We start from the raw sequence: 26649 nt of genomic DNA, 5'->3' as shown, positions 1-26649 counted from the left end.
TTCTAGTAGATGCCGAACCCCTTATAGGAGCCAACCGGCTGGGTGATATCAGAGTCAACATGATCAACCCTACCAGCGGTATCGCCGCCGGTCAGTTCGGCAAGGAGCTGCTCACAGGCGTCCGCACTGCCCTGGGCGATGATCTCAACCGACCCGTCGTCCATATTTTTGGCGTAGCCCACCATCCCCAGGGGCTTAGCGATACCGGCTACCCACCAGCGGAAACCCACGCCCTGCACGTGCCCGTAGGCGGTGGCCATAAGCTGGGCCTCGGCCGGTTCGGCGGGGGCTTTATCGGTGAAGATATCAAAGAAACCCATGTCAGGTGATCTTTCTCTAGTAGTCCAGCTTGGCGTTGGCCAGAACGGGCAGGGCGGAGCGGGCGCGGTCTACCTCAGAGAGGTCAAGGTCAACCACCAGAATTTCGGGGGCTTCACCCGCCTCAGCCAGGGTCACGCCGAAGGGAGAAACCGCCCGGGAATAGCCCACGCCGGTTGGCTGGGTGATATCTGCCCGCGGGTCAGCGCTCGTGGGGGAAGCCTGGTCAACAGCCAGCACAAACATGTTGGAATCCAGGGCGCGAGCGCTGGTCAGAATCTGCCACTGGCTCACCTTGCCCTCTCCCCCAGCCCAGGACGCCGCCACCACCGTCGCCTTCGCCCCGGCGCGGGAGTAGTCGGCAAAGAGCTTGGGGAAGCGCACGTCGTAGCAGGTAGCCAGACCGATTTTGGTGCCGTCCACGGTGATGGTCACCAGTTGCTCACCGGCCTTGACCCCCTCAGATTCTTTAAACCCAAAGGCGTCGTAGAGGTGCATCTTGGTGTAGACAGTCTCTGCCCCGTTCTGGTCGAAGCAGTAGAGGTTGTTGTAGACCCGCAGGTTCCATTCGTCAGCTAGCTGCACCGGGGCGAAGCCGCCCACCACCACGGTCACGTAGTTCTCGCGCGCGATGTTAGCGAGGGCGGTGCGGAAGGTCAGCTCGTGCTGGGCCGCATCGTCATACAGCCGACCGCCAAAGCTGAGCATGGCCGCCTCGGGGAAGACCACCAGGCGGGCACCGCGCTCTGCCGCGAGCGCCGTGTATTCACGAATCGTCTCGATGTTGCGGGCAACGTCTTTGGTACTGAGCATCTGGGCGAGAGCTATCTTCATACCTTCAACTCTAGAGGGCGCAGCTGGCGGTGACCAGGTTAACGCGCTTAGAGCCCGGCTGCCTGTTTGAAGGCCGCCACCATGTCGGCGGTGCTGGTGGCGGAGTCGACGTTCTCAAGTTTGGTGCCCTCCACCACGAAGCTGGGGGTTCCCTTCACACCTGCGGCGACGCCGTCCTGATACTCCTGCTCAATCAGGGCAAGAGCCTCTTCGCTCGGCAGATCGGATTCGAAGCGGGCACGGTCCAGGCCCAGCGCCTCAGCATAATCTCCCATGAGGGTGGCAAACTGGGCGGTATCGGTGATTTCCTTCCAGTCAGCCTGGTGGGTGTAGAGGTGGTCAGCCATCGCCACATAGGCCCCCTGGGCCTCAGCAGCCTGCACAGCCTGGGCGGCGGGAACCGCGTTGGCGTGCATCGACAGCGGGAAGTGGCGCACCGTCACGTTCATGGTGCCCTCTAACTCGGCAGCGGCCTCACGGTACTTGGGGTCAGCCTTAGCGCAATAGGGGCACTGCAAATCGGTGTAGAGGGTCACCGTGGGGGCGCCGTCGGTCACCGCGTTGAGCTGATAGCCAGCATCGGTGCGGACGCCCGCCGCACCTTCCTCGCTTGCGGCAGCAGAAGCGCTACCGGCAGTCTCGCTAGAACCACCACAGGCCACCAGCCCCAGCAGGGGCAGGGCGCTCACAAGGGCCCGGCGGGTAAGTTTCACAGACATAAGACTCTTTCTCTCAGACGATACTTCTGACCCCAGCCTAACCACCCGCCCGCGTACCCTGCGGGCACAAACTGTCAGCAAGCGTCCGCCCCTCATGAGATACCACACAAACGCACGCCGCGCCGCCCCTAAAGCCCACCCAAAGGAATAAACTCAGAAGTAAACATACGGTAGCCCCACAGCCACCGTAACCCACAAAAACACAGCCACAAGGATGTAGACCCAGATGACCAACGGCATGTACATTTCCGCAATGAACCAGGGCACAGGCAAGTCCCTCATCGCCATCGGCCTGCTCGACTCCCTACTCAAAGAAACCGACCGCGTCGGCTTCTTCCGCCCCGTCTTCACCGGTGAAATCGAGTCCCAGGACCCCCTCATCCGTCTGCTCCGCACCAAATACAACCTCAGCGACGCCCAGGCCCGCGGAGGTGTCTCCCTCGAACGCTGCCGCGAACTGCTCGCATCCGGCGACCACGAAGAAATGTCATCCATCGCCGTCTCCGTCTACTCCGAGATGGCCAAGCACTGCGACGCCATCATCGTCGACGGCACCGACCTGCTCTCCCACAACGCAGCAACCGTAGAATTCGACCTCAACGCCCAGTTCGCCAAAGACCTCGGCACCCCCGTCATCGCCGTCGTCGGCGCCCAAGAATCCACCGTCTCAGACGTCGTCAACGCCGTTGACGTCGCCCGCACCGAACTGCACGGCGCCAAGGTAGACGTGCTGGCCGTCATGGTCAACCGCGCCCGCCCCGAACTGCGCGAAGAAATCCTCAAGAACGTCAAGCGCGGCCCCTCCAACCGCCCCGTCTACGTCCTGCCCGAACTGCCCGAAATCTCACTGCCCACCGTCGCCGAAGTGGTCTACAACCTCGGCCTCAACCACGAGGGCATGAGCCAGGACTTCCTCGACCGCGACATCCACGACATCAAAATCGCGGCCATGACCGTCTCCAACTTCCTCTCCCAGTTCACCGACGGCGACTTCGTCATCGTCCCCGGCGACCGCTCCGACATCATGGTCGCAACCCTCGCGTCCGCCCTCTCCCCCACCTTCCCCGCCCCCTCCGGCATGCTGCTCACCGGCGGCCTCGCCGCAGAACTCAAGGGCGACACCGCCATCGGCCAGCTCGTCGAAAAGGCCCCCTTCCCCGTCTTCTCCACCCAGCTCGACACCTTCAAAGCCGGCCGAGCCGTCTCCATGGTGCGCGGCCAGCTCGCCCTCGGCCAGCCCCGCAAAATCGCAACCGCCCTCGGCGAATGGTTCCGCAACGTCGACGAAAAGGAACTCTTCGAGCGCCTCGAACTCGAACGCCCCGCCACCATGACCCCCCTGCGCTTCCTGCACAACCTCATCGAAAAGGCCCGCAGCGACCGCCGCTCCATCGTGCTGCCCGAAGGCTACGACCCCCGTATCCTGCGCGCCGCATCCATCATCGTCCGCCGCGACTTCTGCGACCTCACCCTCATCGGCAACCCCGAAAAAATCGCAGAAATCTGCCAGCGCGAATCCATCGACCTACCCATCGCAGAAGACGGCAAGCGCGGCGTCACCATCATCGACCTCGACAACAACGACTACACCGAGGACTTCGCCAAAACCTACGCCGAACTGCGCGCCCACAAGGGCATGACCCTCGAAGGCGCCCAGAACCGCATGATGGACCCCTCCTACTTCGGCACCATGCTCGTCCACAAGGGCATCGTCGACGGCATGGTCTCCGGCGCAGTGAACACCACCGCCAACACCATCCGCCCCTCCCTGGAATTCATCAAGACCCGCGAAGGCGTCAAGGTCGTCTCATCCGTCTTCCTCATGCTCATGGAAGACCGCGTGCTCGTCTTCGGCGACTGCGCAGTGAACCCCAACCCCAACTCCGAGCAGCTCGCCGACATCGCCAAGGCTTCAGCAGAGACCGCCCGCCAGTTCGGCGTTGACCCCAAGGTCGCCATGCTCTCCTACTCCACCGGCACCTCCGGCTCTGGCACCGACGTCGAACTCGTCGTCGAAGCCACCGAGAAGCTACGTGAGGCCAACCCCGACTTCGCCTTTGAGGGCCCCATCCAGTTCGACGCGGCCTCCAATATGTCGATCGCCTCCTCCAAGCTCCCCGGCTCAGAGGTCGCAGGCCAGGCAACCGTGTTCATCTTCCCCGACCTGAACACCGGCAACAACACCTACAAGGCTGTGCAGCAGACCTCCGGCGCTGTAGCCGTCGGCCCCGTCCTGCAGGGCCTGCGCAAGCCCGTCAACGACCTCTCCCGCGGCGCTACCGTCGATGACATCATCAACACCGTAGCTATCACCGCGATTCAGGCCCAGACCCTCTAAATTAAAGGAAAACACTTTCATGCTCGTACTCGTTATTAACTGCGGTTCCTCATCTGTGAAGTACCAGGTGCGTGACACCGCCGCTGCCGGTGAAGAGAACCAGGTCATCGCTAAGGGCCTGGTCGAGAACATCGGCTCCGCAGAGATTCCCACCCACACCGAAGCCCTCGACATCATGGCTCAGGCCCTGGTTGAGCCCCTGCACGGTAAGACCATCGACGCTATCGGCCACCGCATCGTTCAGGGCGGCGACGTCTTCTCAGAGCCCGTGCTGGTCACCGACGAGGTCATCGCCAAGATTGATGAGCTCTCCCCTCTGGCTCCCCTGCACAACCCCGCCCATGTGCTGGGCCTGAAGGCTGCCCAGGAAACCTACCCCGGCGTCCCCATGGTTGCCGTCTTCGACACCGCCTTCCACGGCACCATGCCCGAGCACGTCTACCGCTACGCTGTGCCCGAAGAACTGGTGGAGAAGTACGGCGTGCGCCGCTACGGCTTCCATGGCACCAGCCACGACTACGTCACCGGCATTGCCGCTGACTTCCTGGGCCTGGACCGCTCCGACTTCAACGGCGTGATTGCCCACCTGGGTAACGGCGCGTCCGTCACCGCTGTTGAGGGCGGTCAGTGCCTGGACACCTCCATGGGCTACACCCCCCTGGCTGGCCTGGTCATGGGTACCCGCTCCGGCGACATCGACCCCTCCGTGCTGACCTCCATCATGATGCGCGACCCCGAAATGACCCCCGCCAAGATGGACTCCCTGCTGAACAAGGAGTCCGGCCTGCTCGCTATCGCTGGCAACAACGACATGCGCGCCGTAGTTGAGGCTATGGAAGCTGGGGACGAGCGCGCCAAGCTGGCCCTGGACATGACCTCCTACCGCCTGGCTAAGTACATTGGCGCCTACCATGTAGCTGTTGGTGGCGCTAAGGCCCTGGTCTTTACCGCAGGTATTGGTGAGAACTCTCACCAGTTCCGCAAGCTGGCTGTTGAGCGACTGGGTGCCCTGGGCATCAAGCTGGACGACGACGCCAACAAGGTACGCGGCGACGAGCCCCGCCTCATCTCCACCGAAGACTCAGCCATCCCCGTACTGGTAGTACCCACCAACGAAGAAAAGGCTATCGCTGAGGCTACCGAGGCCCTGGTTGCCTAAGTTTTAGGGCTTCGCCACTGTAGGGCGGGGTTTCTTTCGAGCTACGGTTCTTTACTGTGTTTCGAAGGAAACCCCGCTTTTCGTTTCTATCCAGGTAGCAAATCCAGGTAGCAAGACCCACCAGGCTAGGGGCACCCCCGAGGAAACCCTTGAACAATCTATCAACTTTTTTCAGATAACTTCTTGACCAAATCCTCACCTTAGCATTAATGTCAGAAGCACAAGAACTCACTCTTGATCCCCAAGTCTCAGCCAAAGACGGCTGACCAAGCACTCAAGGAAATCCCCCATGAAAACCAAACCTTTCGGGCAGTTTTTTATTTTATTTTTTCGCGATTACATTGTCTATCACAAATAGTTCAACAATGCTTCAAGCTCAAGAAGTTTCATTCCAAGAATTTTCTATACTCACAGATTCAGAGATAAACACTGAAGAGAACATTGATAGCGAATATCTAATCAACTCAGGGCTTACGCCCGAACAGTCTGAAATAATTCTTCATGCAGAAAATGAGTAACAGTATGATGCAGGAATTCAGTCGATACACTCATTTTTTGAAAACGATACAAGACATAAAAATATTCAGCCGATCCCACCAATACTATATGACACCCCTAAAAACTTAAATTCCGGCCATGAAATTCAAGCAAACGCCCCAGTCTCCCACTACTGGATCAACAGAGAAGGGAGAACAATAAATCTTAGAAGAAACATTAAAACAAAGATCGAAAGTAAGCACAATTTAACATGGAGAGTCCCCCGGGCTGTCACGAACTACTACAGCAAGAAATACTATGTAAATGGCCAAAAAATATACCTATGAGGCGAAGGTTCACCATATTCGCTGCACAGGCTGGTTTTTCTGGAGAAAATGTAGAATCATCGATACAGTTACAGTGTTGACTAGCTTTGATTTCAGAACCAATACGTCCGATGGGAAACATTTTGGAGTCACTACAACCTATTGTAAAAATCGTGGCGATTTATGCCCAGATTTTGCAAAGAAAGCACTTAACATATGACTGAATCCATAGCAAAGTTGCTAGTTTGTTTAGCAAAGATAGAATATTCGCAGCCAAGACACTGTATTCAGTCCATAAAGATTGACCCCGAGTCATCTGCAGCTAATATAAAGTTCAAAAATTCTAAAAGTATCCATTTAAATAAAAGTTGCGCCGTTCAAAGTGTATACCAAATGTTTCATCATGAATTTGGAGAAGACCTTTGCGAACCTTCCCAGATACAACCCGATATAACTGATGATCCTCAACAAACCTGGCCCAACCTTCTTGATGATCTCGGTTCCTACTACAATGTTTTTTCTGAAGAATCACCTTCCCTCCCTATCCAGCTACTCCACCTCAGCAACCATCATAGCCAGGCACTTATAACCCTGATCCGCGGTAGCGTCACATACAGATTCAGTTACGACTACAGTGGGTACCCAGCCGCCCTACCTGTTTCCCTGACTTATCTCATCTTGAACCCCGATACAGACCCCTTTGAACCAGAACTCAACAGAATACTAAAATAACAAAGGAGGCATTCCTGCCTATTTGCTAGTGTGGGTATCAGAAGATAGCACACCACCTAGCAGGAACAGGCATGAGCGAGAACACACCCGGCGACAACCAACCCGGCAACCAGCCACCCCACCCCGGCGCAGCCCGCCCACAGGCGTCCGCGCACATCAACGAGCAGGGCCTCACCCAGCCCCTACCCAACGACCTCAGCGACGGCTGGCTACCCGAAGACACGCGCCAGCGGCCCCTCTCGCCCCTGCCCGCGCCCAAGCTCTTCGGCTTCCAATCCCTGCTGCCCTTCAAGTTCCTCAATGCACTGCGCCACCCCGCAGAACTGCCCCTGGTCGTCATGGCCTACGCGCTCACCATCATGCTCTACGTGGGCGGCGGTATCTACCTCATCTACTCACTCTTCAGCAGCGTGCTAGGGGACGACTTCGTCAACTACCAAATCAGTAACCTGGTCGGCCAACTCATCGCCATCGCCATTTACCTGCCCCTAGGTATCTTCTTCGTCCGCGGTGCCATGTACGGCCAGCTGCGCCTCAGCGGGGTGCGCATTACCCCCACCCAGTTCCCCGAGGCCTACCAGATGGTTGTTGAAGCCGCCCACGCCGCCGGCCTGCGCCGCGTACCCGACGCCTACGTCGTACTCGGCAACGGCCAAATCAACGCCTTCGCCTCAGGCCACGGGCACCGCCGCTTCATCGCCATCTACTCCGACCTCTTCGAAATCGGTGGCGCAGCCCGCAACCCCGAAGCCCTGCGCTTCATCATCGGGCACGAGGTAGGGCATATCGCCGCCGGCCACGTCAGCTACTTCCGCCTGATTTTCACCAGCTTCTTCATGCAGATTCCGATTCTCGGCAACCTGCTCTCCCGCACCCAGGAATACACCGCCGATAACTTCGGCTACCGCTACGCCCCCGACGGCGCCGAAACCACCACCACCGTACTCGCCGCCGGTAAGTACCTGATGAACGACGTGAACTTCCACGAACTAGCCAACCGGGCCGTCTACGAGCGCGGCTTCTTCACCTGGTTCGCGAACATCGGGTCCACCCACCCACCGGTGACCTGGCGCGCCCACGCTCTGCGCGACCGCACCGAACCCGGCCGCCTGATCTGGCGACCCAAGAACAACCCGCCCTACCCGCTGTCCATGATTCCAGCGGCGGAACCTGCCGAAGCCTGGGCCGACCCCCTACAGGCCACCGACCACCTGGCCACCTACCCCGAACGCGCCGACAACCAGCACTGGGGTTCAGTCAACACAACCTACCGCCGCCCTGCCCAGTACCGCGACCGCACCGTGGGCGACATGCTCTACACCGGCTGGGTACCCCCGCACTACCGCCAGCGCACCCCCTGGAACGGCTTCGGAGCCCCCTCACCGCAGGAACCCCAGCAGGCACCGGGCCAGTCACCTGAGCAGCAGGGTCAGGACGCCGGGAGCGGCCCAGGTGCTACGCCTCGGGAAGGCGAGCGCCCGGCGTCCGCCCCTGTCAACCCGCCCACTGACCAGGGCTAACCCTCGACATGAAAACCCCACCCCAACCTATTGCCCACATCACAGGCATAGGTTAGGGTGGGGTTTATTATCCCTCAAGGAAGAAGGTGAGCCCCGTGGGTTTTCTCTACGCTATCGCAGGCATTGTTGCCCTGATTCTAGCCGCGCGCGGCGGCGCTAAGTGGTACGCAAACGAGCAAAAACAAGACTAAGGAAGGACGCAATAATGCAAACCCCCACCAAACGTCAGGCTCTTCTCTGGTCAGTTGCTGCACTCATGAGCATCAACTTCATCTGCGCCATTATCTTTGCTGCGGGAGGCCGTACTAACGACGGCATAATCATATTCGCCATCGGTTGCGCGGTTGCAGGTTGCCTGGGAAGTCTCATAGCCACCTTTTATCGCTCCCCTGAAGAGTAGCCAACAACCTTACAAAAATCGACCGCCGCATATTTGGCACCCAAACCCAAGAGTAGAATGGGCTAAATGGCCCTACCCCAGAAATTGCGCTCCTGGCGCCCTGACCCGCTGATTACCCTGATTCTGCTCGCCGTTGCCCTGGCGATTATCTTCCCAGCGCGCGGGGACTTCGCCGAGGGGTTCAGCGTAGCTACCAAAATCGCTATCGGCCTGCTCTTCTTCCTCTACGGTGCCCGGCTCTCACCCCAAGAAGCCCTGCAGGGCCTGAAAAACTGGCGGCTCCACAGCACCATTCTGGGCTTTACCTACCTCATCTTCCCGCTCATCGGCCTAGCCCTCTACCCTGTGCAGGGCATTATCGGCCGGGAGCTCTACCTGGGTCTGCTCTTTATGACCCTGGTGCCATCCACCGTGCAGTCCTCGGTAGCTTTCACCTCTATCGCCAAGGGCAATGTGGCTGGGGCAATTGTTAGCGCGAGTGCCTCGAATATCGTGGGTGTGATAGCCACTCCCCTGCTGGTCATGCTGCTGATGCAAAGCGATCAGCTCACCATCTCAGGCTCCGTTTTTGGTGATATCGCGCTCCAGCTACTGCTACCCTTCGTGCTGGGTCAGCTCCTGCGCCGCTGGGTGGGCGATATAGCTAAGAACAAGCTCACCAAGCACGTTGACCGTCTCTCCATTGCCATGGTGGTCTACGCGGCTTTTTCAGACGGCATTGTGCAGGGCATCTGGACCCGCATTAGCCCCTGGCAGATTCTGCTCCTGGTTCTTCTGTCCATTGCCCTGGTTGAGTTCCTACTCTGGCTCAGCGGGGTTGTCTCAAAGAAACTGGGCTTTAGCTACGGCGACCGGGTGGCGGTGCAGTTCTGCGGTTCGAAGAAGTCCCTGGCAACCGGCCTGCCCATGGCAGCGGTAATTTTCGGGGGCGGAGCCGTGGGTGCCCTCATTCTGCCGCTCATGATTTTCCACCAGGTTCAGCTCATGATTTGCGCCGCCAAGGCTGCCCGCTGGGGTAGGCAGACCCAAGCTTCATAGCGAAAATCATGGCGACTATCATAGTGAAAATAGCCATGATGGTTAGCAATGACGGCCGATTTTCACCATGACGACGCCGGGTTCAGCTCCCGCAGAATATCAACGAGGAGGCGGACGGCGGCGTCCTGCTCCGAACTTGCCCGAAGCACCGCAAAAACCCGGCGGCGGCCCAGCAGCTCACTCACCCACAGGTTCCATGCACCAGGGGGCACTCTCAGCCCAGGCAAGAGAATCGAGCGGTTGCGGCGGCACCATAGCTGCTGGGGCCACCAGCACGATGGGGTCTTCCCAGAGCTCCCGCCGCGCCAGGGTGACGGGCAGCTGCACCGGGCGTCCTTCGTATCCTTCGGGGATAACCAGGTCAAACTGGTGCCGGGCAAGCTCGGCAATGGACCGCTGGGGTTCCAACTGGGTGAGCTCCAGGCTCAGGTGCGGGGCGCGCTCTTCAAGCAGTTCGAAGACCCGCGGCACCATGTAGCGGGCTGCCGAGTTGAAGGCCGCCGCTCCCCTGATCTTTGACCTCATCACCGTGGCAGGTGGCCTCTACCTGATCTACCTGGGTATCAAATTCCTGCTCATCCTCAGGCGGGTGATGAGCACCGAGATTCCGAGTACGCGAGGAAAATAAATCTCGGTGCGAATCTGGCGAGCCTGCGAGCCAGCTAGCGAACCGGCGAGAGGGTCGCAGGCAGAGGTATACCTACCTGCTCAACACCTTTTTCTACAGCCCCAGCGCCTCCACCGCCCGGATCAGAGAGATATGGGCCAGGGCCTGGGGGAAGTTGCCGGTGAGGCGCTGCTGCTCAAAGTCGTACTCGGAGCTCATGAGCCCCAGGTCATTGGCGCAGTCCAGTACGGTGTCGAGGAGGGCGCGTCCGTCCGCCTCCCGTCCGGAGCGAATGTACTGCTCAGCCAGCCAGAGGGAGGAGATGAAGTGGGGGTTATCCTGACCCTCAAAGCCGTCTTGGGAGTCGGAGTTGTCGTAGCGGTAAATCATGCCCGAGGAGTGGCGGATGGTCGCTTCGATACGTTCAACGGTTGCCAGCATGCGGGGGTCATCCCAGTCGACCAGCCCAATTTGGGGTAGTTGCAGCAGGGAGGCATCCACGGCGGTACCGCCGTAGGTGGAGACGAAGCAGCCCAGGTCGGCATTGAAGCCGCGGCTCAGGATTTCATCTGCAACGGCGTCGCGGCAGTGTTCCCAGGTAGCGGCGTCCCCGTCGAGCCCGAAGTCGCGCACAGCTGAAACACCGGCGTCGAAGGCTGCCCAGAGCATAGCCTGGGAGTGGGTGTAGATGGCAGGTTCCCCGAAGGTCTCCCACATGGAGCGGTCGGTGCCGCCGATACGTTCAGTGGCGGCGTTGAGCAGGGCCTTCTGGATGGGCCAGGAGAGGTGGTCTTCTGCTACGCCCGCTTCGCGCAGGTTAGCGAAAGTGACGAGCACCTGGCCCAGGGCGTCCCCCTGGAACTGGTCGCCCGAGCCGTTGCCGCTTCTCACCGGCTGGGACCCCTCGTAGCCGGGCAGGGCGAGGCGGCGCTCGATGTCGTCCTTTTCGCCGGCCAGACCGTAGACCGCGTGGATGCGGCGCGGGTTGTTGGCTAGGGCTCGCAGAATCCAGTTACGCAGCTGGGCGGTCTCACGCTCGTGGCCGTGGGTGAGGGTTACGTCCATGGCCATGGCGACATCGCGTAGCCAGGTGAAACGGAAGTCGTAGTTGCGTTTACCGCCGATGACTTCGGGCAGGGAGGTGGTCACAGAGGCAACCAGGGCGCCGGTTTCACGGGAAATCAGGGCGCGCAGGACCAGCAGGGAGCGTAGGCGGGCTTCCCGGTAGCGGGCGTTGGCTTCTTCGCGGTGGTCCTCGGCGCTGGGGGCAACAACCTGGCTCGCAGCTGTTTGGGCTAGCTCATGGTAGGTAGCTTCATCGACCTCGGGGGCGGAGGTGTTGGAGCCGGTTTCCAGCAGAATTGATGAGGTCTTGGTTTCAACCTCGCGCACCGCCGAAATAGTAGCGGGCGCTTGCTCTGCCTGCTCAGATGTGCGGACGCCGGTGGGCACCTGCCCACCCTCGGGCAGGTGGGCGGGGGCGGCGTCCTGCCCCTCAGCCTCTGGCAGGGAATCTGCGGGGCTGTAGAGATCGGACCACTCCTGCCACTGCTCCTGGGTGTAGGTCAGGGCCGTGGGGTAGTCCACCGGGGCAGGCGGATTATGGTTAGAGGCAAAGTAAGACAGGGTGAAAGTGTAACTCTGACCAGCAGAAACAGTGAAGGTTTCGGCCTTAGATTCGGGGTCACCCTCGGGCAGGGAATCGCCCCTGAAGACCAGGGCGTGGGGGCCGGCCATACCCACCAGCATGTCGGCGGACGAGTCGGGGGTGCCAGCGGCGTCCACCCCCTCGTAGCGGGTAACCCAGGGAATCGTCTTGCCGTAATCAAAGCGTAGGGCAAGCTCGTGGTACATGGTGACCTCACCGGTCAGGCCCTCCACGTTGCGCACAATGGTGGTGCCGCCCGAAAGCGGCATAAACTCGGTGACGCGCACCGACGCGTCGCCCACAAACCAGACGGTTTGCAGAATAAAGGTGTTCTCGCGGTAGGAACGCTCTGTGCGGATCTCCTCCACCGGGGCGGGGTTGACCGATTCGAGGGGAGCCAGCAACCAGCGTCCGTGCTCCCGCTCCCCCAGAAGGGCGGCAAAGACCGCGCGGGAGTCAAAGCGCGGGGCGCAGAACCAGTCAATGGAACCGGTGCGGGAAACCAGCGCGCCGGTATTCATGTCTGAGAGCAGGGCGTAATCCTCGATGAAAGAAGCCATAGAACCAGTCTAACAGGGCGCTTAGTATCGTCCGGCAGTGCTGAAGGTAATCGAAAGTTTCATAAGTGCGTTCTTTTTCCGCACCTATGAAAATTTTGGTTACGTTCAAGAAACAACCCCCTTGTGGACATACCCCCAGGGGGTATATGTTAAAGATATGAGCGAAGAACACTGCGCAAGCCACCAGGACAACCCGCACGAGGGGCACCAGCACGGCTACACCGCCGACAAGGACGCCTACCTCAAGCGCCTGCGCCGCATCGAGGGGCAGGTACGCGGAATCCAGCGCATGGTCGACGAGGACATCTACTGCATCGACATCCTCACCCAAGTCTCTGCCATCAACAAGGCCCTGCACAGCGTCTCCATCCAGCTACTAGAAGACCACGTTCGGCACTGCGTCGTCGACGCCGCCACCCAGGCAGAAGCCACCGGCGACACCGCCCCCCTCGACGACAAAATCAGCGAGGCCATGGCAGCTATCACCCGTCTCGTCAAGAGCTAGAACCCCAAACCCGGCAGGGAGCCAACCAGTTCCCGCCACCCCAAGTACGGGCGTCCGCGCCCCTTACCTCATAAGGAGAAACCCCATGTCAGCAACCATCGTCAAGGCAACCGGTCTCACCTGCAACCACTGCGCCATGAGCGTGCGCGAAGAAATTGAAGAGATTGAGAACGTCACCGGCGTAGAGGTCGATGTGGTCAAGGGCGGCGAATCCACCGTCACCATCAACCACACCGGCGACTTGGATACCGCCGCCGTCTCAGCCGCCATCGAAGAGGCCGGCTTCACCCCCGTCGGCTAATCACCGATACAGGGGCGGACGTGCGTCTCTGCCAACTCATTTTTCTCGGGCTTTGGAGGGCGGCTTTGCCCAGCGACCCTCTTGCTCCTCGCCTGGGGGCTCGTCGCAATTCACGCCAGCCCCGGAGCCAGCTGGGCGCCAGCCGCCCTCCGTCGCCCGCAGGTGCGGGCGCGCGTCGGCAGCCAACTGGCTGGGGCTGGCATGAATCGCGCGCGAGCTTGCGAGCCCGCGAGATGGTTAGTTGGCAGAGACGCGCGTCCGCCCCCCAAGCACCTATAAGCACCAAACACCACAAACTAAGTGAAAGAAGGCATCATGCCAACCCAACCTACCGCTGAGGTTTTCACCGGTGACACCCGCATCGTGAATCTGAACGTGGGAGGCATGACCTGCGCGTCCTGCGTGGGTCGGGTAGAACGCAAGCTCAAGAAAATTGGGGTGGAGCCCTCGGTCAACCTGCCGCTCGAAACTGCCCGTGTGGTTACCCCTGCTTCTATCACCGATGAGCAGCTGATTGAGACCATTGAGAAGGCCGGGTATACGGCTAGTCTCAAGCAGGACGCCGTGGAACAGGCGGACGAGGCGGAACAGGATTCGCTCGCCCCGCGACTGTGGGTAGCAACTGTTTTTACCCTGCCGGTCTTTCTGATATCCATGTTTGCTAACTTCCAGTTCCCCCACTGGGGCTGGGTGGTTGCAGCCCTGACCCTGCCGGTGGCCACCTGGGCGGCTATGCCCTTCCACCGCCCGGCCTGGACTAACCTGCGGCACGGCTCTTTCACCATGGACACCCTCATTTCTCTGGGTGTGGTTGCCTCCTACGCTTTTTCGCTCTGGCAGCTGGCCATGGACCCGGCCATGACCGCCCATGCCGGGCACGGGGCGTCCGCAGGCGGGCACGGCATGGACCACATGCTCTACTTCGATGCCGCCGCCATGATTACCCTCTTCCTACTGGCTGGGCGCACCATTGAACACCGTACCGCCCAGCGGTCCTCCCAGGCCCTGCGGGCCCTGCTGAATCTGGGGGCTAAATCGGCCACGGTGCTGCAGGGCGAGCAGAAGGTTCAGATTCCCGTCAAGGACCTGCTACCCGGCGATATCTTTCTGGTGCGCCCCGGTGAGAAAATCGCGGTGGACGGCGAGGTCCTTGAAGGACGCTCTGCTGTGGATACTTCCCTGCTGACCGGTGAGTCTGTGCCGGTTGAGGTGGAAGTTGGGGACGCTGTCGTCGGGGCGACCGTCAACACGTCCGGTTCCCTGACGGTGCGGGCAACCCGGGTGGGGGTCGATACCGTGCTGGCTCAGATGAGCCGTACCGTGGCTGAGGCCCAATCGACTAAGGCTCCTATCGCCCGCCTGGCTGACCGGGTTTCTGCGGTTTTCGTTCCGATTGTCATCGGGCTGGCCCTGGCTACCCTGGCAGGCTGGTTGTTGCTGACAGGCGACCTCAACGCCGCCTTTACCGCAGCCGTGTCGGTGCTGGTCATCGCCTGCCCCTGCGCCCTGGGTCTGGCTACCCCTACGGCCCTACTGGCGGGCACCTCGCGCGGTTCCCAGCTGGGTATTCTGATTCGTTCAGCCCAGGTGCTCGAGTCCACCAAGCACCTGCGCACCGTGGTGCTCGATAAGACCGGCACCGTCACCACCGGTGCCTTCACCCTGGCTGCGGTAACTCCCCTTGCGGGCTTTGAAGCCCAGGACGCGAGGCGCCTGCTGGCCCTGGCAGGTGCAGCTGAGAGCCGCTCTGAGCACCCCCTTGCCCGGGCTATCACCCAGGCAGCCCAGGCTACTGGAGCGGATTCCTCCCTGCCTGAAATCACCGCCTTTGAGTCAGCTCCCGGCGGGGGTGTGCGAGCCACCCTGCTGGAAGAGGTTTCCTCGGGTGAAATCCGAGAAATCACGGCTCTAGTGGGTCAGACCAGCTTCTTGGCTGCCGAAGGTATCGAGCTGAGCGAAGCCCAAACCCACGCCCTACTGGCCGGGCAGGAAGCCGGGCACACCACCGTTGTCCTTGCTCTCAATGGGCAGCCCGCGGCCCTGCTGGCCCTGCAAGATACCCCCAAGCCGGGGGCGTCCGAAGCCCTGGCAGAACTCACGGGTCTGGGGCTCACCCCGGTTCTACTGACCGGGGACGCCGAACCCGTCGCCCGTGCGGTAGCTGCCCGGGTGGGCATTGACCCCGCAAATGTTTATGCGGGAGTTAGCCCCTCCGACAAGCTGGCCACCATCACCCACCTGCAAGAGGGCGGAGTAGGGGTCGCCATGGTAGGCGACGGTGTGAATGACGCGGCCGCCCTGGCCAAGGCCGATGTGGGCGTGGCCATGGGGTCGGGCACCGACGTGGCTATGGAAGCTGCCGACATGACCATTGTGCGCAGCAACTTGAGCTCACTGCCGACAGCCATTCGACTCTCGCGGGCAACCCTGCGACTCATTAAGAGCAACCTCTTCTGGGCCTTTGCCTACAATACGGTGGCCATTCCGGTGGCAGCAGCCGGCCTGCTCAACCCCATGATTGCAGCAGCAGCCATGGCCTTCTCATCGGTCTTCGTGGTGCTCAACTCCACCCGCCTGCTCCGCTTTACCTAACACCCCAACCAACGCCTTAGGAGGCATCCATGAAAACCCTGCCCACCCGCGTCCTCGCCCTCGCTGCCGCATCTATGCTGGCTCTGACTGCCTGCGGATCCAACGAGTCAACTGCTAAAAGCGAGGCTGAGACTCTGGTCTCGTCGGATGCCGCAGCCCACGCTGATCACGCCAACCACCCGGCCGACGGCGGGCCCGCACCTGACGGTATCGCCGAAGCATCAGACCCCACCTACCCGGTTGGTACCGAGGTGGTTCTCACCGCTGACCACATGAGTAGTATGGACGGGGCTGCCGCCACCATCGTGGGCGCCTACCAGACCTATACCTACTCGGTGAACTACACACCCACCGACGGGTCTGACCCCGTCACCGACCACAAGTGGGTTGTGCAGGAAGAACTGGCGGACGCCGGGAGTGAGCGCCTTGCCGACGGCACCCCCGTAACCATCGAGGCCGAGCACATGACCGGTATGAAGGGAGCTGAGGGGACGGTTGAATCGTCCACCGATGAGACCGTTTATATGGTGGACTTCACCGCCGGTAGCATGACCATGAAGAACCATAAGTGGGTCACTGAATCCGAGATTGAGGGAGTCAAGTAACTCCTCATTCTCAAGGGGACCGCAAAACTTCAAAAGGACCGCATAATATGCGGTCCTTTTTTGGAAATGAGGTCCCCTTGCTCGGGGCAGGAAGGGGCTAGAGGGCGGGCTTAATATCGCGGACGATCGCCTCCAGCTGGCGCAGGTTGAAGTCCACTCCCAGCATGTTGGGGATTGTCACCAGCAGGGTGTCTGCCTCGGCCACGGCCTCGTCCTGGGCCAGCTCTTCAGCAATTTTGTCGGGCTCGCCGATGTAGCTCTTGCCGAAGCGGGAGACGGCGCCGTCCAGAATACCGACCTGGTCCTGGCCCTCAGCCTGGGCGCGCAGGCCGAAGTAGTAGTTACTCTGCTCGTCAATAATCGGAATAATCGAGCGCGATACCGAGGTGCGCGGGGCGCCCTCGTGCCCGGCGTCCGCCCATGCCTGCTTGAAGATACGCAGCTGCTCGGCCTGCAGCTGGTCGAAGGGCACGCCGGTGTCTTCCAGCAGCAGGGTGGAGGACATCAGGTTCATGCCCTGCTCGCCGGTCCAGCGGGCTGTCTCGCGGGTGCCAGCACCCCACCAGATACGGCGGGGCAGGCCGGGTGACTGGGGCGTGATGGGGTCAAGCTGGGTGGGGTCAGAAACGCTCGGGGCAATGCCCTTCCCGGCGATGGCCCCGCGGAAGAGGGCGGTGTGACGGCGGGCCATGTCGGCCTCATCCTCGCCCTCAGCAGGCAGGTAACCGAAGTGGGCAAAGCCCTTGTAGACGGTTTCGGGTGACCCGCGGGAGATACCCAGCTGTAGGCGCTCGTTGCCGGCGATGAGATCGACCATGGCGGCCTGTTCTGCCATGTAGAGCGGGTTTTCGTAGCGCATGTCGATGACGCCGGTGCCCAGCTCGATGGTGGACGTGCGGGCCCCGGCGGCGGCCAGCAAGGGGAAGGGGGACATCTGCTGCTGGGCGAAGTGGTGGACGCGGTAGAAGGCCCCGTCTAGCCCGATGTCTTCGGCGCCGACGGCCAGGTCGATTGCCTGGTGGAGCATGTCAGCGCCCGTGCGGGTTTTGGAGCCGGGGTAGTCGCCGTAGTGGCCGAAGGAGAGGAAGCCTATTTTGGGTGCCATGATTGTATGCCTTTCAGGTTGATTTCCCTTACAGGAATTACTTTACCAGGAAAGCATTACAGGCGATAGGGAGATGCCATCGAAAAAGTGCAAGTGCCCGTCACTTTGCATACGGCAGTTGCACTTTTCGACAGGCTAGCTAGCCAGCACTCTCGCCCGGTAAGCCGAGGGCGATTCACCGTATTCAGCCTTAAAAGCCTTACTCACATGCGAGGGATCAAACATGGTTGAGGAGGGTGTAGCCAGCCCTGAGGATATCGATAACGCCATGGTGCTGGGCTACAAGTTCCCCATTGGCCCCCTGGCCCTGACCGATGTGGTGGGGCTGGACGTCCGCCTCAGCATTGCTGAGTATCTTGAGTCGCAGCTGGGTGAGCGGTTTGCCCCGCCGCAGCTCATGCGCGACATGGTGGCCCGCGGGGAGCTGGGCCGTAAGAGCGGCAAGGGTTTCTATGACTACAGCTAGGTCAAATTATCACCAGTGCCGCACCAGTAGGGTTTTAGGGCCTACTAGTGCGGCACGTTCTTAATGTTTATACAGTAGATAGCAAATACCTACTCGCTACGCTGCCTACGGTAGATGATTGCCAGGCCCAGCCCTGTTACCACGCAGCCAACGACAGCAACCAAAGCTATGGAGCTTGCTCCAGTATGAGCTAGACGAGATGAAGAGGTAGCAGACTCTGTACGAGACGACGGGGTTGTTGCGGTTGTTTTTACACCACCGGTCTGCGCTGCGGCCGGTGACGGCTGTAGAGCTATCACGGACGCAGAATCTGCAGGTGCAGTCTGATTCGGCGTAGAAAGAGGCTCTGCAGGAACAGGGGTAGTTTCTACTTCTTCAGGATCTGCAGGAGCGGGGGTGGCCTCTTCCGAAGCATCCGGTGTAGGCGTAGGCTCCTCAGGGGCGGGGGTAGGAGCAGGTTCCTCTGGGGTACCCGGAGTAGGGGCAGGTTCTTTAGGAAGAGGGGTCGGCACTATATCCCGAGGAATATTTGGCTCAACCTCATCGTCCGGTGTCGTAGCTCGAACATAACGTTCAAGACGCACCAGATGGGTGATTTCCCTGTAGGTTTCTGAATCTTCAACCACGGTAGGCAGAATAAGATCACGTGTGGCCGTTTCTAGCAGCAAGGGAACGTTCTGGTTACTATTTTTGGTGTTTGCAATGGACATCTCATAGACCAGGTTGAAGCTCTCATCAAGCCAGTGAACCTTACCTGTGTCTGCATCGAGAACAATAAAGTGCTCACCGTCAAAAGTCATACCTGAGATACTCGAAATGCCGTGGGGTAACTGGCTTGCTTCATAGACAAGGTCAAAATCTTGGCCATTCGCTTTGAGGATTCGAACTTTAGATCTTTCTCCGTAGTTCTGGTTCCATTGCATCAGGTAGTCGCCTGCTACCTTGATTGAGCGCATGTCTGCCCCGGTACCGTCAGTCGGGATGGTCTGAGTGATTTCCTGCACCCCCTGTGGGGAAAACTGTAGGAGGTAGCCTCGCATGATGGGGGTACCGCTGGAGTATTGGGCGGTACTTGCTGGAGCCCACACAAACGAACCGTTAGCCAGGGGCTCAAGAACACGACCAGGACGAAGGAAGGAGTAGGTTTCCCCATAATAGTTTGATCGATAGACAGCATCTTGGACAGAGGCTGTTTTTAAGGTAGGTGAAATCTCAAGCGGATCTGGAAGATTTTGTTGCGTTACGGTACCTTCTTGGTCAATGAAGGTGAAGTTACCGCTACCTTTCCCGTCGAGGGCCAGCAGCCCTAGAGCTTTGCTGTGGGGGTTATAACCAAGTGCCATCACTGTAAGTCCGCTTGTATCAACCGATGCGATGGTCTCCACGAGAACCAGCTTATTTTCACCGTTGAGTCTATACTTCTCAATGGATTGCTGGTCTTGGTTGTAGATATATAGAGCTCCGGTAGCTGTATCTGCTGCTGCCGCTAGGTAGCCGTTAACCGGTAGTTCAGTTGTTACAGAGAGCGGCTCCAAGGTCCTAGCATCGATGACAGTGGCGGCAGGAACGGCCGGGTCATAGGTGTTTACCCCCAGATGAACCAGTTTTCCACCCATATCGTACAGTTTATGGACCTTGTCGTATTCAAATCCGGTATTCCAAGATTCTTTGACTGTGAACGGAGAAGCATCAACATCTAGCACGGGGCCGCTATAAGTAATTTCTAGGGCATCTAGAGCTGTACCCGGGTCATAGAAGTTTGAGAAGGCGTGTGCGCCGTCCTCGGTGAGGTTGGCGCCAATATTTTTCCAGGTAACGGTTCCGTTGCTGTGATCAGTTTGACTTGCCCCGCGTAGATCCAGGGTTGCCATTTTGACTTCGTGGGGGCCTTCAATTTTGCCGCTGGAGTAGTTGCGAGTTCGTACTGTGTAGGTAAGCGATGATTCTCCGTTAGCGTCGAGAATGATCTTGGGGTTCGAGAAGGTGAGGTCGAGTTTACAGGTGTCTGTATTATTGCGGTCTTCGCAGTACTCTGCAAATTGGACTTTTCCCGCGGCCTTGATTTCAAGGTGTTGCTCGTTGCCCTGTGCCTCTTGTACGGGGAAGGAGTAGGTGCCGTTGTGTTCGCTGGCTCCTTCGCTGAGTGCGTAGTGTCCGCCAAGATAGCTGACGAAGGAGGGTCGGATGCCCCAGTTCAGTGAGAGGTTTGTTTGCTGTTCTTCTGAGGTCGCTAAGGTGGTGAGCACAGGTGCGGTATCCGGGTAGGCGAAAGTTGCCTGGGGTGCGCCTGCGATGAGGGGAAAGGCTATAGCCGCAAGGGCAAGGTTCTTGGTCACTATGGTGTGTGTAGGCATGGATCACTCCATCTCTAAAATTAATTAGGATAACCTAACCATAGTGAGAGTGTTAGCTAATAGCAAGCATGTAGTCGATTTAAATCATAAAAATATGACTTAATTTTTTCCAGCCACACCACACCACACCACACCACCCCCTCCGGAAGGTGCCATCTGAATCAAAAACCCACGTAGTCCGCGGGTTTTTTCGAGCTAGATGGTAGTACCTACTTGATGAAGTTGGTTATGCGCAGGGTGTACAGGTGCACCCCTGTGTCCTCGTGGGTGATGATGACCTCGTGGGTGGTCAGGGAACGGCCCAGGTGAATGGCGGTTGCCCTCCACCGGCGTGGTGGCCACGACCCGCTCGGCGGACTCTTCGAGCACCTGCTCGCCCATGAGCGTCCTTTCCGCCCTGTTCCCCAAGGGGTGCAAGGCTTTTCCTCACCTGTGATGTGAACTATAGTTTATACCAATAACTGAACGCTCGGTCATTTATTTCCGGGCTTCCCAACAGTAAGGATTTCTCAATGACGAGCACCCCCGCACCGGTCCCCAGCTTCATCAAGGGCTCCCCCAATAAGCTCACTGCCCTGACCGGGGTGTAGCACCCCGGGGCGGACGCCGCAACCGTCGCCCGCGCCCAGGTAGAGTCGGGCGAGGGGGTGCTCCCCTCCGCAAGTCCCTAGCCGAGCTAGCCATCGGCGACCAGTTCGCTTCTGACCTGTAGGTATTCAAAAAAAATAATTTACAAAAAGTCTTGCTTGCCCAAATATTGAAATGATAGAATTTTTCTACAATTATCGTTCTTGACCCCCAAGTCTCAGTCAAAGATGACTGGCCAAGCACTCAAGGAGACTATCCCATGAAATTTACATCATTCAACAAAGCTCTTACCCCAGCTTGTATTGCAACTATTGCGCTTCCCACAGTATCATTTGCGAGCACAAATACCACCACATCTTCAACCTTGCCGTTCATGTCAAGCGAACAATCCATAATTCATGCGGAATATTATGTCGTTGCCGAGGCGAGTAAAGATTCTCTATCAAACATTACCCCTCCAAATTATAAAATCCTCCATGAAGAATTTACTCCCGAAGAAATTCTGGCTCTTAACGAAATAGCGACAGAAAGTGATATCAACCAAATAGTTTCCATGATAGATGCTACTCGCTCTGTTGATTATGAATCCCCAGGGGCAGCCTTCAACCCCAGGCCGACACTCGAAGCATTTGCTAGCTAGCAACCCAATGGATGCACTGCTTCCCCTGATTCTATTGGAAGGCAAATTTTAGGCCAGCCTGCAATAATCATGATGCTTGCTATGCCAGTTTTAGCCCAGTAAGCCGTGCTGACTGCGACCTCTTTTTTCATAGCCAACTTTACACAGAGTGTAATCGCGTCTACACAGGAATTAAGCGCACCGCATGCCACAGGATTGCAGATACATACTACAATTTTGTTAGAGCATTCGGATGGAAATTTTACAAGGGCACAGGAGCTGGGTAAATTTGAAAACTCGTAAAATATTACTATCTATATTTTTTATATGCCTATTAGCAGGAATCTGTGGCTACATTTGGATATTTATAGAGGCTGATATCCTGGGGTCTTCTGACCCAAACATAGGCGCCGCAGGTCTTACTCTCATGGGCTTCCTCATGGCCGCAATAACCGGAATTTTATGGCTTATAGCATTTTTCGTATCAAAGGCTAAGTCAAAAAATAAACCACATGAAGTAGGCAGATGAGCCAGCTAGCACCCCAGCTTAGCCAGTAGCCGGTCGTGGTAGAAAGGCGGGTAGCAGCCTGCTTCTACCACGGCCTGCATGGCGGCACGATCACCCATAGCGGCCGCAAAGGCCTGCCCCATAGTCACCGCATGATTGGGGGCAGGCAGAAAAGTAATAGTATCCCCGGCCGTGACGGTGCCGGGCTGGATAACGCGCAAGTAGGCGCCGGCCTCCTGACGCTCAGTAAAGGTCTTTACCCAGCCTTTTTGACCCAGCCAGTCGGCAAAGGTGCGGCAAGGCTGGCGCGGCACCGACACCTCAAGCACGGCCGTGCCCACCGCCAGGCGCTGGTTGATAAGAACCCGGCTCCAGGTAATACCCTCGGTGGTCAGGTTCTCACCGAACTGCCCGTCAGCCAAGGGGGCACCTAAGCGCTCGGCCCAGTAATCCAATTCTTCCCGGGCAAAGGCATAAACCGCCTTGTCAGCACCGCCGTGGTGCTTGGCATCTCCCACAAAATCCCCGCTCACACCAGAGCCGTTGCCATAGCCGGGCGCCGGGGCAAAAACCTCCAGCGAATCTACCGGCTGCTTATTAATGCCGGTCGTTCCCTTACCTGTAGGGCTGGGCATTTCTGCCCCGCGATTAGTGGAGCGGACGCGCGCCCCCACCGGGCTTAGGCCAGGAAAGGTAAGTGCGGAGTGAGTTTCAGTCATAGGTCTACGATACCCTGCACCGCATCTAGGGGCGGGGGCCTGCCGCAATTCCCCGAAAGGCCATATCGACGACCGTATCGGCCAGGGCCTCAACGTCGCCGCCGCGGGCCGGGTCGTACCAGACCGCCAGGGAGTTAATCATGCCGAAAATCAAGCGGGCCAGGGTGCGGGCGTCCGCGCTCTGCCGCACCTGCTCAGCCTGCTGGGCAGCATCCACCAGGGCCGCCAGGCGGCCGGTCAGGGCCCGGCGCTTATCGAGAGCAGCCTGCTGGGCCGGGGAATTACCGCGCAAACGCAGCAGTAGGGTCACATAGGGTAGGTGCTCAGCCAGCACAAACACGGTCTGGCGCACCACAAATTCAAGCCGCTCGCGGGCGTCCGCCTCTAAACTCTCGCCAGCCTCAAACACCTCGTCAAGGGCGTCGAGAGCACGGTCGAGGGCGATGCGTAAAATCTCTTCTTTGCTGGCCACGTGGTGGTAGATAGCGCTCTTGGTCAGCCCCAGGCGCTTGGCGAGCATGTCCATGCTGGTGGCGTCGTAGCCGTGCTCGTTGAAGACCTCTACGGCCAGGCGCAGCACCTCTTGGCGGTCATAGCCGGGGCGGCCGCGCTTGGCGGGCTGGGACTGAGTGCTCAACAGCATCTTCCTCTCACACACGGGTAGGGAGCCCCCTACATGCTAACAAACCTGCCCGCAGGCGAGTAGGTTTATTCGTTGCCCTTGGGCTTGTTGCGGTAGTCGTAGATACGGCGGATCTTGCCGACGGAGCGGGGCAGGACGTCCGGGTCCAGCACCTCGATACGGCAGGTAGAACCAATCTTGGTCTTGATATCGTGCAGCAGACGCTTACCGGCCTCTTCGGCGGCTTCTAGGGTGAACTCTTCGCGGCGTTAGATGCGCACAGTCATCTCATCCATGCGGCCGGGGCAGCCTAGATCGAGCACGGTGTCATCGAAGGGGTCGATAATTTCGCGGCGCATTTCTTGGGTCCAGGGCTCAGCACCCAGCACAGCGGTCTTGAGAGAGGTTTCCTTGGGGTCAATGCCCAGCTTGCGGAAGGCGTCGGCGATGGTCAGCAGGTAGGTGGGGGTGGAGAGAATCGCATCGGGCTCAAAGTCGCGAATGAGCTGAACCTGCTTTTCGGTCTGGCCGCCAGACATAGGAATGACGGCCGCACCCAGATGTTCAGCACCGTAGTGGGCACCCAGGCCGCCGGTGAAGAGGCCGTAGCCGTAGGCGTTGTGTACCTTGTAGGCGGGCACGTTTTCGTAGGCGTAGTGCAGGGTCCAGCGCAGGCGCTCGAACTGGAGGGCCTCAATCTGGTCGCGACTCATCAGCTCCTCGGGGTCCGGAGCGCCGGGGTCTGCGGCTCGAGGGGCCGGGGTGTAGGGGTTTTCTACGCTGCAAGAGGGGGCCTTGTAGGTACTCATGCCTGGTGTCCTTCCGTGGCTGTTGGGGGCTTGATGGAGCGGCCACGACCGCGGAACTCGGCGATGAGTTTGTCTCCGCAGGTGGCGGTCACATCAACGATGCTGTTGCGCCCGTACTGTGCTGTGAGGTTCGCTTCTGCTCGTAGGGTTTGCCCTTCGTAGGCTGAGGCGATGTAGTTAACGTCGACGCCTGCCGCCCCACAGTGATGCTCTGGGCGGTGAGCACGCGAATGCCCATCCAGTCGCTGGCGTGATTGCGTTCAAGCATGGGGTGGGTTACGCTCACTGTGCCTCCAAAGTATTTAGTGACCATTTGGTCAGTTATTCACTCAACCCAACTGTGCCACACTTTGATGAGACGCGCAACACTTTAGCGGTGCTTAAAATCAGCCTCCCGTTTCTCAACGAAGGCAGCCATGCCCTCTTTCTGGTCCTCGGTTGCAAAAAGAGCGTGGAAGGTGCGGCGCTCAAAAGCAACCCCCTGGGTCAGGGTGGTCTCAAAGGCGGCATTAACAGCCTCCTTGCAGACCTGGGCCACAAACTTAGACTTAGAGGCAATTACCTCCGCCATCTCAAGGGCAGTGGGGAGGATGTCTGCGTCCTGCTCCACCAGGCGCGATACCAGCCCTGCCCGCTCGGCTTCGTCCGCCCCCATAAAGCGCCCGGTCAGGCAGAGGTCCATGGCCTTAGCCTTGCCCACAGCACGGGTAATAAGACGCTGGGAGCCGCCCATGCCGGGGATAACCCCCAGGTTGATTTCGGGCTGGCCGAACTTGGTGGAAGGCCCGGCAACCAGCATGTCGGCCATCATGGCCAGTTCGCACCCGCCGCCCAGGGCGTAGCCGTTGACGGCAGCCACGATGGGGGTGCGCAGGCGGGTGAGGTTGTCCCAGTGGGCAAACCAGTCGGCCGCGTACATGCTGGCGTAGGTCTGGGACGACATCTCCTTGATATCGGCGCCAGCGGCAAACGCTTTTTCGCTACCAGTCAGGACGATAGCCCCCACCTCAGGCGAGCGGTCGAAGTCGGTTGCGGCGGCAACAACCTCGCGCATGGTGGCATCGTTGAGGGCGTTGAGGGCCTTGGGGCGGTTGAGGGTAATCAGCCCTACCCGGCCGCGGGTTTCAACCAGAATGTTCTCGTAGGTAGTCACGGGTGTTTCTCCTTGCTGTAGGGGGTTAGATACCTGAGACGGGTGAGCCGTCGGCCTCACGAATGGCGTTAATGACGTCTGAGAAGTCCTTGGTGCCGCGCCCTTCTTCTACTAGGTGAGTATAGATATCTGCGGCGCGCTTGCCGAGTTCGCCGTTGACCCCTGCGGTGTCGAGGGCAGCAACTGCCAGGCCCATGTCCTTGCTCATGAGGGCGGTAGCGAAGCCAGGTTCGTAGTCGCGGTTGGCTTCCCTCACCCGACGAAATCCGCCTGGCTGTGCCCAAGGCCTACGTTGTGCTTGCTGCTGGGCGTGAGCCAACGGCTGAGACTGCTAAGGATATTCTCAAGTACGCCCGCGACCACCTGGCTGCCTACAAGCGGGTGCGCCGCATTGAGTTCTACGAGCTGCCCAAGACCATTTCGGGCAAGATTCGCCGTGTGGAACTGCGGGCCCGTGAGAACGAGTTCTACGGCCGACACGGCGAGAAGAGCGCCGCAGCTCTGGCCGCCCGCACCACCAGCGAGGGCTACGACCACGAGTTCGCCGACACGGGCTTCCCGGACCTCAGGGGCTAGGCAAGCTATCTCCCTCTACAACGAATGTGACTCATATTCCCAAGCGGGCGTTAAAACAACACCCTTTCGGGAATATGAGTCACATTCGTGGTGGGGTGTATGGATCCAGCGGGATTAGCTGCATGGCAATTCGGATTTGGCATGTGTGCAGGCACATGTGGCAGTTTCACTATTATTGCTTCCGACGACGGTGAAGATGTTTCACTTGGTCTTGAATTCGGAGCTGGAGCAGAACTTAGCGCTGGTGTCTTTATCGGAAGAACCACTGGAAATCCTGTGGAGAAGTTTTCATGGTCTGCCTCAGGCTCAGCAGGCGGAGCCTACGGGTTTGGATTAGAAGGTGGCGGCAGTGCTAATTCACTAAGCGATAATGACCTCTACGGAGGAATTTTATTAGGCTTAGGAGGCGGTGCTTCTACAACCTATGGAATCTCCTGGCCTGTAAAGTAGA

25 protein-coding genes and 5 pseudogenes are annotated in these 26649 nt (G+C 59.1%); 16 read left to right on the top strand and 14 right to left on the bottom strand.

Annotated elements, in window-relative coordinates:
* Nucleotides 1-2 precede the first annotated feature (2 nt).
* From QM007_RS00765 to QM007_RS00755, 3 genes are read right to left on the bottom strand one after another with little or no spacing between them, the layout of a single operon-like run.
* Nucleotides 3-320: an acylphosphatase gene (locus QM007_RS00765; protein ID WP_283490124.1), complete on the bottom strand. Its 318-nt coding sequence runs from the start codon at nucleotides 318-320 to the stop codon at nucleotides 3-5.
* A 16-nt stretch (nucleotides 321-336) separates the two neighbouring features.
* A complete protein-coding gene (locus QM007_RS00760; RefSeq protein ID WP_283490123.1) occupies nucleotides 337-1152 on the bottom strand; it encodes a carbon-nitrogen hydrolase family protein in 816 nt (271 codons plus the stop codon).
* A 47-nt stretch (nucleotides 1153-1199) separates the two neighbouring features.
* A complete protein-coding gene (locus tag QM007_RS00755; RefSeq protein WP_283490122.1) occupies nucleotides 1200-1871 on the bottom strand; it encodes a DsbA family protein in 672 nt (223 codons plus the stop codon).
* 226 nt (nucleotides 1872-2097) lie between these two features.
* Between QM007_RS00755 and pta the strand changes: the two genes are divergently transcribed.
* The 6 genes from pta (at nucleotide 2098) to QM007_RS00725 (ending at nucleotide 9861) form a co-directional block, all read left to right on the top strand.
* Nucleotides 2098-4209 carry a phosphate acetyltransferase gene (gene pta, locus QM007_RS00750; RefSeq protein WP_283490121.1) on the top strand — a complete coding sequence of 704 codons (2112 nt, stop codon included), beginning with the start codon at nucleotides 2098-2100 and terminating at the stop codon, nucleotides 4207-4209.
* Between the two features lie 19 nt (nucleotides 4210-4228).
* Entirely contained in the window at nucleotides 4229-5368 is a 1140-nt protein-coding gene (locus tag QM007_RS00745) for an acetate/propionate family kinase (RefSeq protein ID WP_283490120.1), read from the top strand.
* A 1019-nt stretch (nucleotides 5369-6387) separates the two neighbouring features.
* Nucleotides 6388-6903, top strand: a complete 516-nt coding sequence (locus tag QM007_RS00740) for a hypothetical protein (protein WP_283490119.1) — start codon at nucleotides 6388-6390, stop codon at nucleotides 6901-6903.
* A gap of 71 nt (nucleotides 6904-6974) precedes the next feature.
* Nucleotides 6975-8423: a M48 family metallopeptidase gene (locus QM007_RS00735; protein WP_283490118.1), complete on the top strand. Its 1449-nt coding sequence runs from the start codon at nucleotides 6975-6977 to the stop codon at nucleotides 8421-8423.
* Nucleotides 8424-8628: 205 nt separating this feature from the next.
* The gene (locus QM007_RS00730; protein WP_283490117.1) at nucleotides 8629-8823 is read left to right on the top strand and encodes a hypothetical protein; all 195 of its coding nucleotides are present in this window, start codon (nucleotides 8629-8631) and stop codon (nucleotides 8821-8823) included.
* A gap of 66 nt (nucleotides 8824-8889) precedes the next feature.
* Nucleotides 8890-9861, top strand: coding sequence for a bile acid:sodium symporter family protein (locus tag QM007_RS00725; protein ID WP_283490116.1), 972 nt, complete (start codon nucleotides 8890-8892; stop codon nucleotides 9859-9861).
* Nucleotides 9862-9923: 62 nt separating this feature from the next.
* Here the strand turns inward: QM007_RS00725 and QM007_RS00720 are convergent, their stop codons facing one another.
* The 3 genes from QM007_RS00720 to QM007_RS00710 all read right to left on the bottom strand — a co-directional run bounded on the left by QM007_RS00720 (nucleotide 9924) and on the right by QM007_RS00710 (nucleotide 12676).
* The gene (locus QM007_RS00720) at nucleotides 9924-10046 is read right to left on the bottom strand and encodes a hypothetical protein (RefSeq protein ID WP_283490115.1); all 123 of its coding nucleotides are present in this window, start codon (nucleotides 10044-10046) and stop codon (nucleotides 9924-9926) included.
* Nucleotides 10039-10386: a LysR substrate-binding domain-containing protein gene (locus tag QM007_RS00715; protein WP_283490967.1), complete on the bottom strand. Its 348-nt coding sequence runs from the start codon at nucleotides 10384-10386 to the stop codon at nucleotides 10039-10041. The genes QM007_RS00720 and QM007_RS00715 overlap by 8 nt, the downstream gene beginning before the upstream one ends.
* 196 nt (nucleotides 10387-10582) lie before the next feature.
* A complete protein-coding gene (locus QM007_RS00710) occupies nucleotides 10583-12676 on the bottom strand; it encodes a glycoside hydrolase family 15 protein (protein WP_283490114.1) in 2094 nt (697 codons plus the stop codon).
* Between the two features lie 157 nt (nucleotides 12677-12833).
* On the opposite strand from QM007_RS00710, the gene QM007_RS00705 reads away from it, so the two are divergent.
* From QM007_RS00705 to QM007_RS00690, 4 genes are all read left to right on the top strand, one after another.
* Nucleotides 12834-13181, top strand: coding sequence for a metal-sensitive transcriptional regulator (locus tag QM007_RS00705; RefSeq protein WP_283490113.1), 348 nt, complete (start codon nucleotides 12834-12836; stop codon nucleotides 13179-13181).
* 85 nt (nucleotides 13182-13266) lie between these two features.
* Nucleotides 13267-13482 carry a heavy-metal-associated domain-containing protein gene (locus QM007_RS00700; protein ID WP_283490112.1) on the top strand — a complete coding sequence of 72 codons (216 nt, stop codon included), beginning with the start codon at nucleotides 13267-13269 and terminating at the stop codon, nucleotides 13480-13482.
* Between the two features lie 315 nt (nucleotides 13483-13797).
* Nucleotides 13798-16074, top strand: coding sequence for a heavy metal translocating P-type ATPase (locus QM007_RS00695; protein ID WP_283490111.1), 2277 nt, complete (start codon nucleotides 13798-13800; stop codon nucleotides 16072-16074).
* Nucleotides 16075-16103: 29 nt separating this feature from the next.
* Nucleotides 16104-16679, top strand: a complete 576-nt coding sequence (locus tag QM007_RS00690) for a YdhK family protein (RefSeq protein ID WP_283490110.1) — start codon at nucleotides 16104-16106, stop codon at nucleotides 16677-16679.
* A 97-nt stretch (nucleotides 16680-16776) separates the two neighbouring features.
* Here QM007_RS00690 and QM007_RS00685 read toward each other — a convergent pair whose 3' ends face one another.
* Complete coding sequence (locus QM007_RS00685; RefSeq protein WP_283490109.1) at nucleotides 16777-17784, bottom strand: LLM class flavin-dependent oxidoreductase; 1008 nt, start codon at nucleotides 17782-17784, stop codon at nucleotides 16777-16779.
* Between the two features lie 135 nt (nucleotides 17785-17919).
* Nucleotides 17920-18003, bottom strand: a pseudogene (locus tag QM007_RS00680) (AraC family transcriptional regulator); the annotation flags it as partial.
* On the opposite strand from QM007_RS00680, the pseudogene QM007_RS00675 reads away from it, so the two are divergent.
* Nucleotides 18002-18250: pseudogene (locus QM007_RS00675) on the top strand (3-hydroxyacyl-CoA dehydrogenase family protein); the annotation flags it as partial. The pseudogenes QM007_RS00680 and QM007_RS00675 overlap by 2 nt on opposite strands.
* Nucleotides 18251-18339: 89 nt before the next feature.
* Here QM007_RS00675 and QM007_RS00670 read toward each other — a convergent pair.
* Nucleotides 18340-20496: an HtaA domain-containing protein gene (locus QM007_RS00670; RefSeq protein ID WP_283490107.1), complete on the bottom strand. Its 2157-nt coding sequence runs from the start codon at nucleotides 20494-20496 to the stop codon at nucleotides 18340-18342.
* Nucleotides 20497-21451: 955 nt separating this feature from the next.
* Between QM007_RS00670 and QM007_RS00665 the strand changes: the two genes are divergently transcribed.
* The 3 genes and pseudogenes from QM007_RS00665 to QM007_RS00660 all read left to right on the top strand — a co-directional run bounded on the left by QM007_RS00665 (nucleotide 21452) and on the right by QM007_RS00660 (nucleotide 22340).
* A complete protein-coding gene (locus tag QM007_RS00665) occupies nucleotides 21452-21832 on the top strand; it encodes a hypothetical protein (protein ID WP_283490106.1) in 381 nt (126 codons plus the stop codon).
* A 95-nt stretch (nucleotides 21833-21927) separates the two neighbouring features.
* Nucleotides 21928-22098, top strand: a pseudogene (locus QM007_RS11065) (phospholipase A2 family protein); the annotation flags it as partial.
* A complete protein-coding gene (locus QM007_RS00660) occupies nucleotides 22065-22340 on the top strand; it encodes a hypothetical protein (protein ID WP_283490105.1) in 276 nt (91 codons plus the stop codon). The pseudogene QM007_RS11065 and the gene QM007_RS00660, both read left to right, overlap by 34 nt.
* A 5-nt stretch (nucleotides 22341-22345) precedes the next feature.
* On the opposite strand, the gene QM007_RS00655 is transcribed toward QM007_RS00660, so the two are convergent.
* The 5 genes and pseudogenes from QM007_RS00655 to QM007_RS00635 form a co-directional block, all read right to left on the bottom strand.
* A complete protein-coding gene (locus QM007_RS00655; RefSeq protein ID WP_283490104.1) occupies nucleotides 22346-23038 on the bottom strand; it encodes an MOSC domain-containing protein in 693 nt (230 codons plus the stop codon).
* 25 nt (nucleotides 23039-23063) lie between these two features.
* Nucleotides 23064-23681, bottom strand: coding sequence for a TetR/AcrR family transcriptional regulator (locus QM007_RS00650; RefSeq protein ID WP_349361490.1), 618 nt, complete (start codon nucleotides 23679-23681; stop codon nucleotides 23064-23066).
* A 65-nt stretch (nucleotides 23682-23746) separates the two neighbouring features.
* A pseudogene (locus tag QM007_RS00645) lies at nucleotides 23747-24469 on the bottom strand (phenylacetate--CoA ligase family protein).
* Nucleotides 24470-24839: 370 nt separating this feature from the next.
* Nucleotides 24840-25622 carry an enoyl-CoA hydratase gene (locus tag QM007_RS00640; protein ID WP_283490102.1) on the bottom strand — a complete coding sequence of 261 codons (783 nt, stop codon included), beginning with the start codon at nucleotides 25620-25622 and terminating at the stop codon, nucleotides 24840-24842.
* Between the two features lie 25 nt (nucleotides 25623-25647).
* Complete coding sequence (locus tag QM007_RS00635; RefSeq protein ID WP_283490966.1) at nucleotides 25648-25818, bottom strand: hypothetical protein; 171 nt, start codon at nucleotides 25816-25818, stop codon at nucleotides 25648-25650.
* 50 nt (nucleotides 25819-25868) lie between these two features.
* Between QM007_RS00635 and QM007_RS00630 the strand changes: the two are divergent.
* Nucleotides 25869-26198, top strand: a pseudogene (locus tag QM007_RS00630) (AMP-binding enzyme); the annotation flags it as partial.
* Between the two features lie 99 nt (nucleotides 26199-26297).
* On the top strand, nucleotides 26298-26648 hold the full coding sequence (locus tag QM007_RS00625; RefSeq protein ID WP_283490101.1) for a hypothetical protein: 351 nt from the start codon (nucleotides 26298-26300) through the stop codon (nucleotides 26646-26648).
* Nucleotide 26649: the final 1 nt, after the last annotated feature.

Source organism: Rothia sp. SD9660Na (assembly GCF_030064065.1).
Lineage (GTDB): Bacteria > Actinomycetota > Actinomycetes > Actinomycetales > Micrococcaceae > Rothia.
This window is presented reverse-complemented; position numbering and strand designations above follow the sequence as displayed.

Excerpts from the sequence above, each read along its gene's own strand:
- QM007_RS00685 (WP_283490109.1), bottom strand. The coding sequence starts at position 17,784 with ATGGCACCCAAAATAGGCTTCCTCTCCTTCGGCCACTACGGCGACTAC.
- QM007_RS00710 (WP_283490114.1), bottom strand. The coding sequence starts at position 12,676 with ATGGCTTCTTTCATCGAGGATTACGCCCTGCTCTCAGACATGAATACC.
- QM007_RS00690 (WP_283490110.1), top strand. The coding sequence starts at position 16,104 with ATGAAAACCCTGCCCACCCGCGTCCTCGCCCTCGCTGCCGCATCTATG.
- QM007_RS00660 (WP_283490105.1), top strand. The coding sequence starts at position 22,065 with ATGGAAATTTTACAAGGGCACAGGAGCTGGGTAAATTTGAAAACTCGT.
- QM007_RS00740 (WP_283490119.1), top strand. The coding sequence starts at position 6,388 with ATGACTGAATCCATAGCAAAGTTGCTAGTTTGTTTAGCAAAGATAGAA.
- QM007_RS00635 (WP_283490966.1), bottom strand. The coding sequence starts at position 25,818 with ATGGGCCTGGCAGTTGCTGCCCTCGACACCGCAGGGGTCAACGGCGAA.
- QM007_RS00760 (WP_283490123.1), bottom strand. The coding sequence starts at position 1,152 with ATGAAGATAGCTCTCGCCCAGATGCTCAGTACCAAAGACGTTGCCCGC.
- QM007_RS00765 (WP_283490124.1), bottom strand. The coding sequence starts at position 320 with ATGGGTTTCTTTGATATCTTCACCGATAAAGCCCCCGCCGAACCGGCC.
- QM007_RS00730 (WP_283490117.1), top strand. The coding sequence starts at position 8,629 with ATGCAAACCCCCACCAAACGTCAGGCTCTTCTCTGGTCAGTTGCTGCA.
- QM007_RS00665 (WP_283490106.1), top strand. The coding sequence starts at position 21,452 with ATGAAATTTACATCATTCAACAAAGCTCTTACCCCAGCTTGTATTGCA.
- QM007_RS00655 (WP_283490104.1), bottom strand. The coding sequence starts at position 23,038 with ATGACTGAAACTCACTCCGCACTTACCTTTCCTGGCCTAAGCCCGGTG.
- QM007_RS00625 (WP_283490101.1), top strand. The coding sequence starts at position 26,298 with ATGGATCCAGCGGGATTAGCTGCATGGCAATTCGGATTTGGCATGTGT.
- QM007_RS00755 (WP_283490122.1), bottom strand. The coding sequence starts at position 1,871 with ATGTCTGTGAAACTTACCCGCCGGGCCCTTGTGAGCGCCCTGCCCCTG.
- QM007_RS00745 (WP_283490120.1), top strand. The coding sequence starts at position 4,229 with ATGCTCGTACTCGTTATTAACTGCGGTTCCTCATCTGTGAAGTACCAG.
- QM007_RS00650 (WP_349361490.1), bottom strand. The coding sequence starts at position 23,681 with ATGCTGTTGAGCACTCAGTCCCAGCCCGCCAAGCGCGGCCGCCCCGGC.
- QM007_RS00695 (WP_283490111.1), top strand. The coding sequence starts at position 13,798 with ATGCCAACCCAACCTACCGCTGAGGTTTTCACCGGTGACACCCGCATC.
- QM007_RS00715 (WP_283490967.1), bottom strand. The coding sequence starts at position 10,386 with ATGAGGTCAAAGATCAGGGGAGCGGCGGCCTTCAACTCGGCAGCCCGC.
- QM007_RS00735 (WP_283490118.1), top strand. The coding sequence starts at position 6,975 with ATGAGCGAGAACACACCCGGCGACAACCAACCCGGCAACCAGCCACCC.
- QM007_RS00700 (WP_283490112.1), top strand. The coding sequence starts at position 13,267 with ATGTCAGCAACCATCGTCAAGGCAACCGGTCTCACCTGCAACCACTGC.
- QM007_RS00705 (WP_283490113.1), top strand. The coding sequence starts at position 12,834 with ATGAGCGAAGAACACTGCGCAAGCCACCAGGACAACCCGCACGAGGGG.
- QM007_RS00725 (WP_283490116.1), top strand. The coding sequence starts at position 8,890 with ATGGCCCTACCCCAGAAATTGCGCTCCTGGCGCCCTGACCCGCTGATT.
- pta (WP_283490121.1), top strand. The coding sequence starts at position 2,098 with ATGACCAACGGCATGTACATTTCCGCAATGAACCAGGGCACAGGCAAG.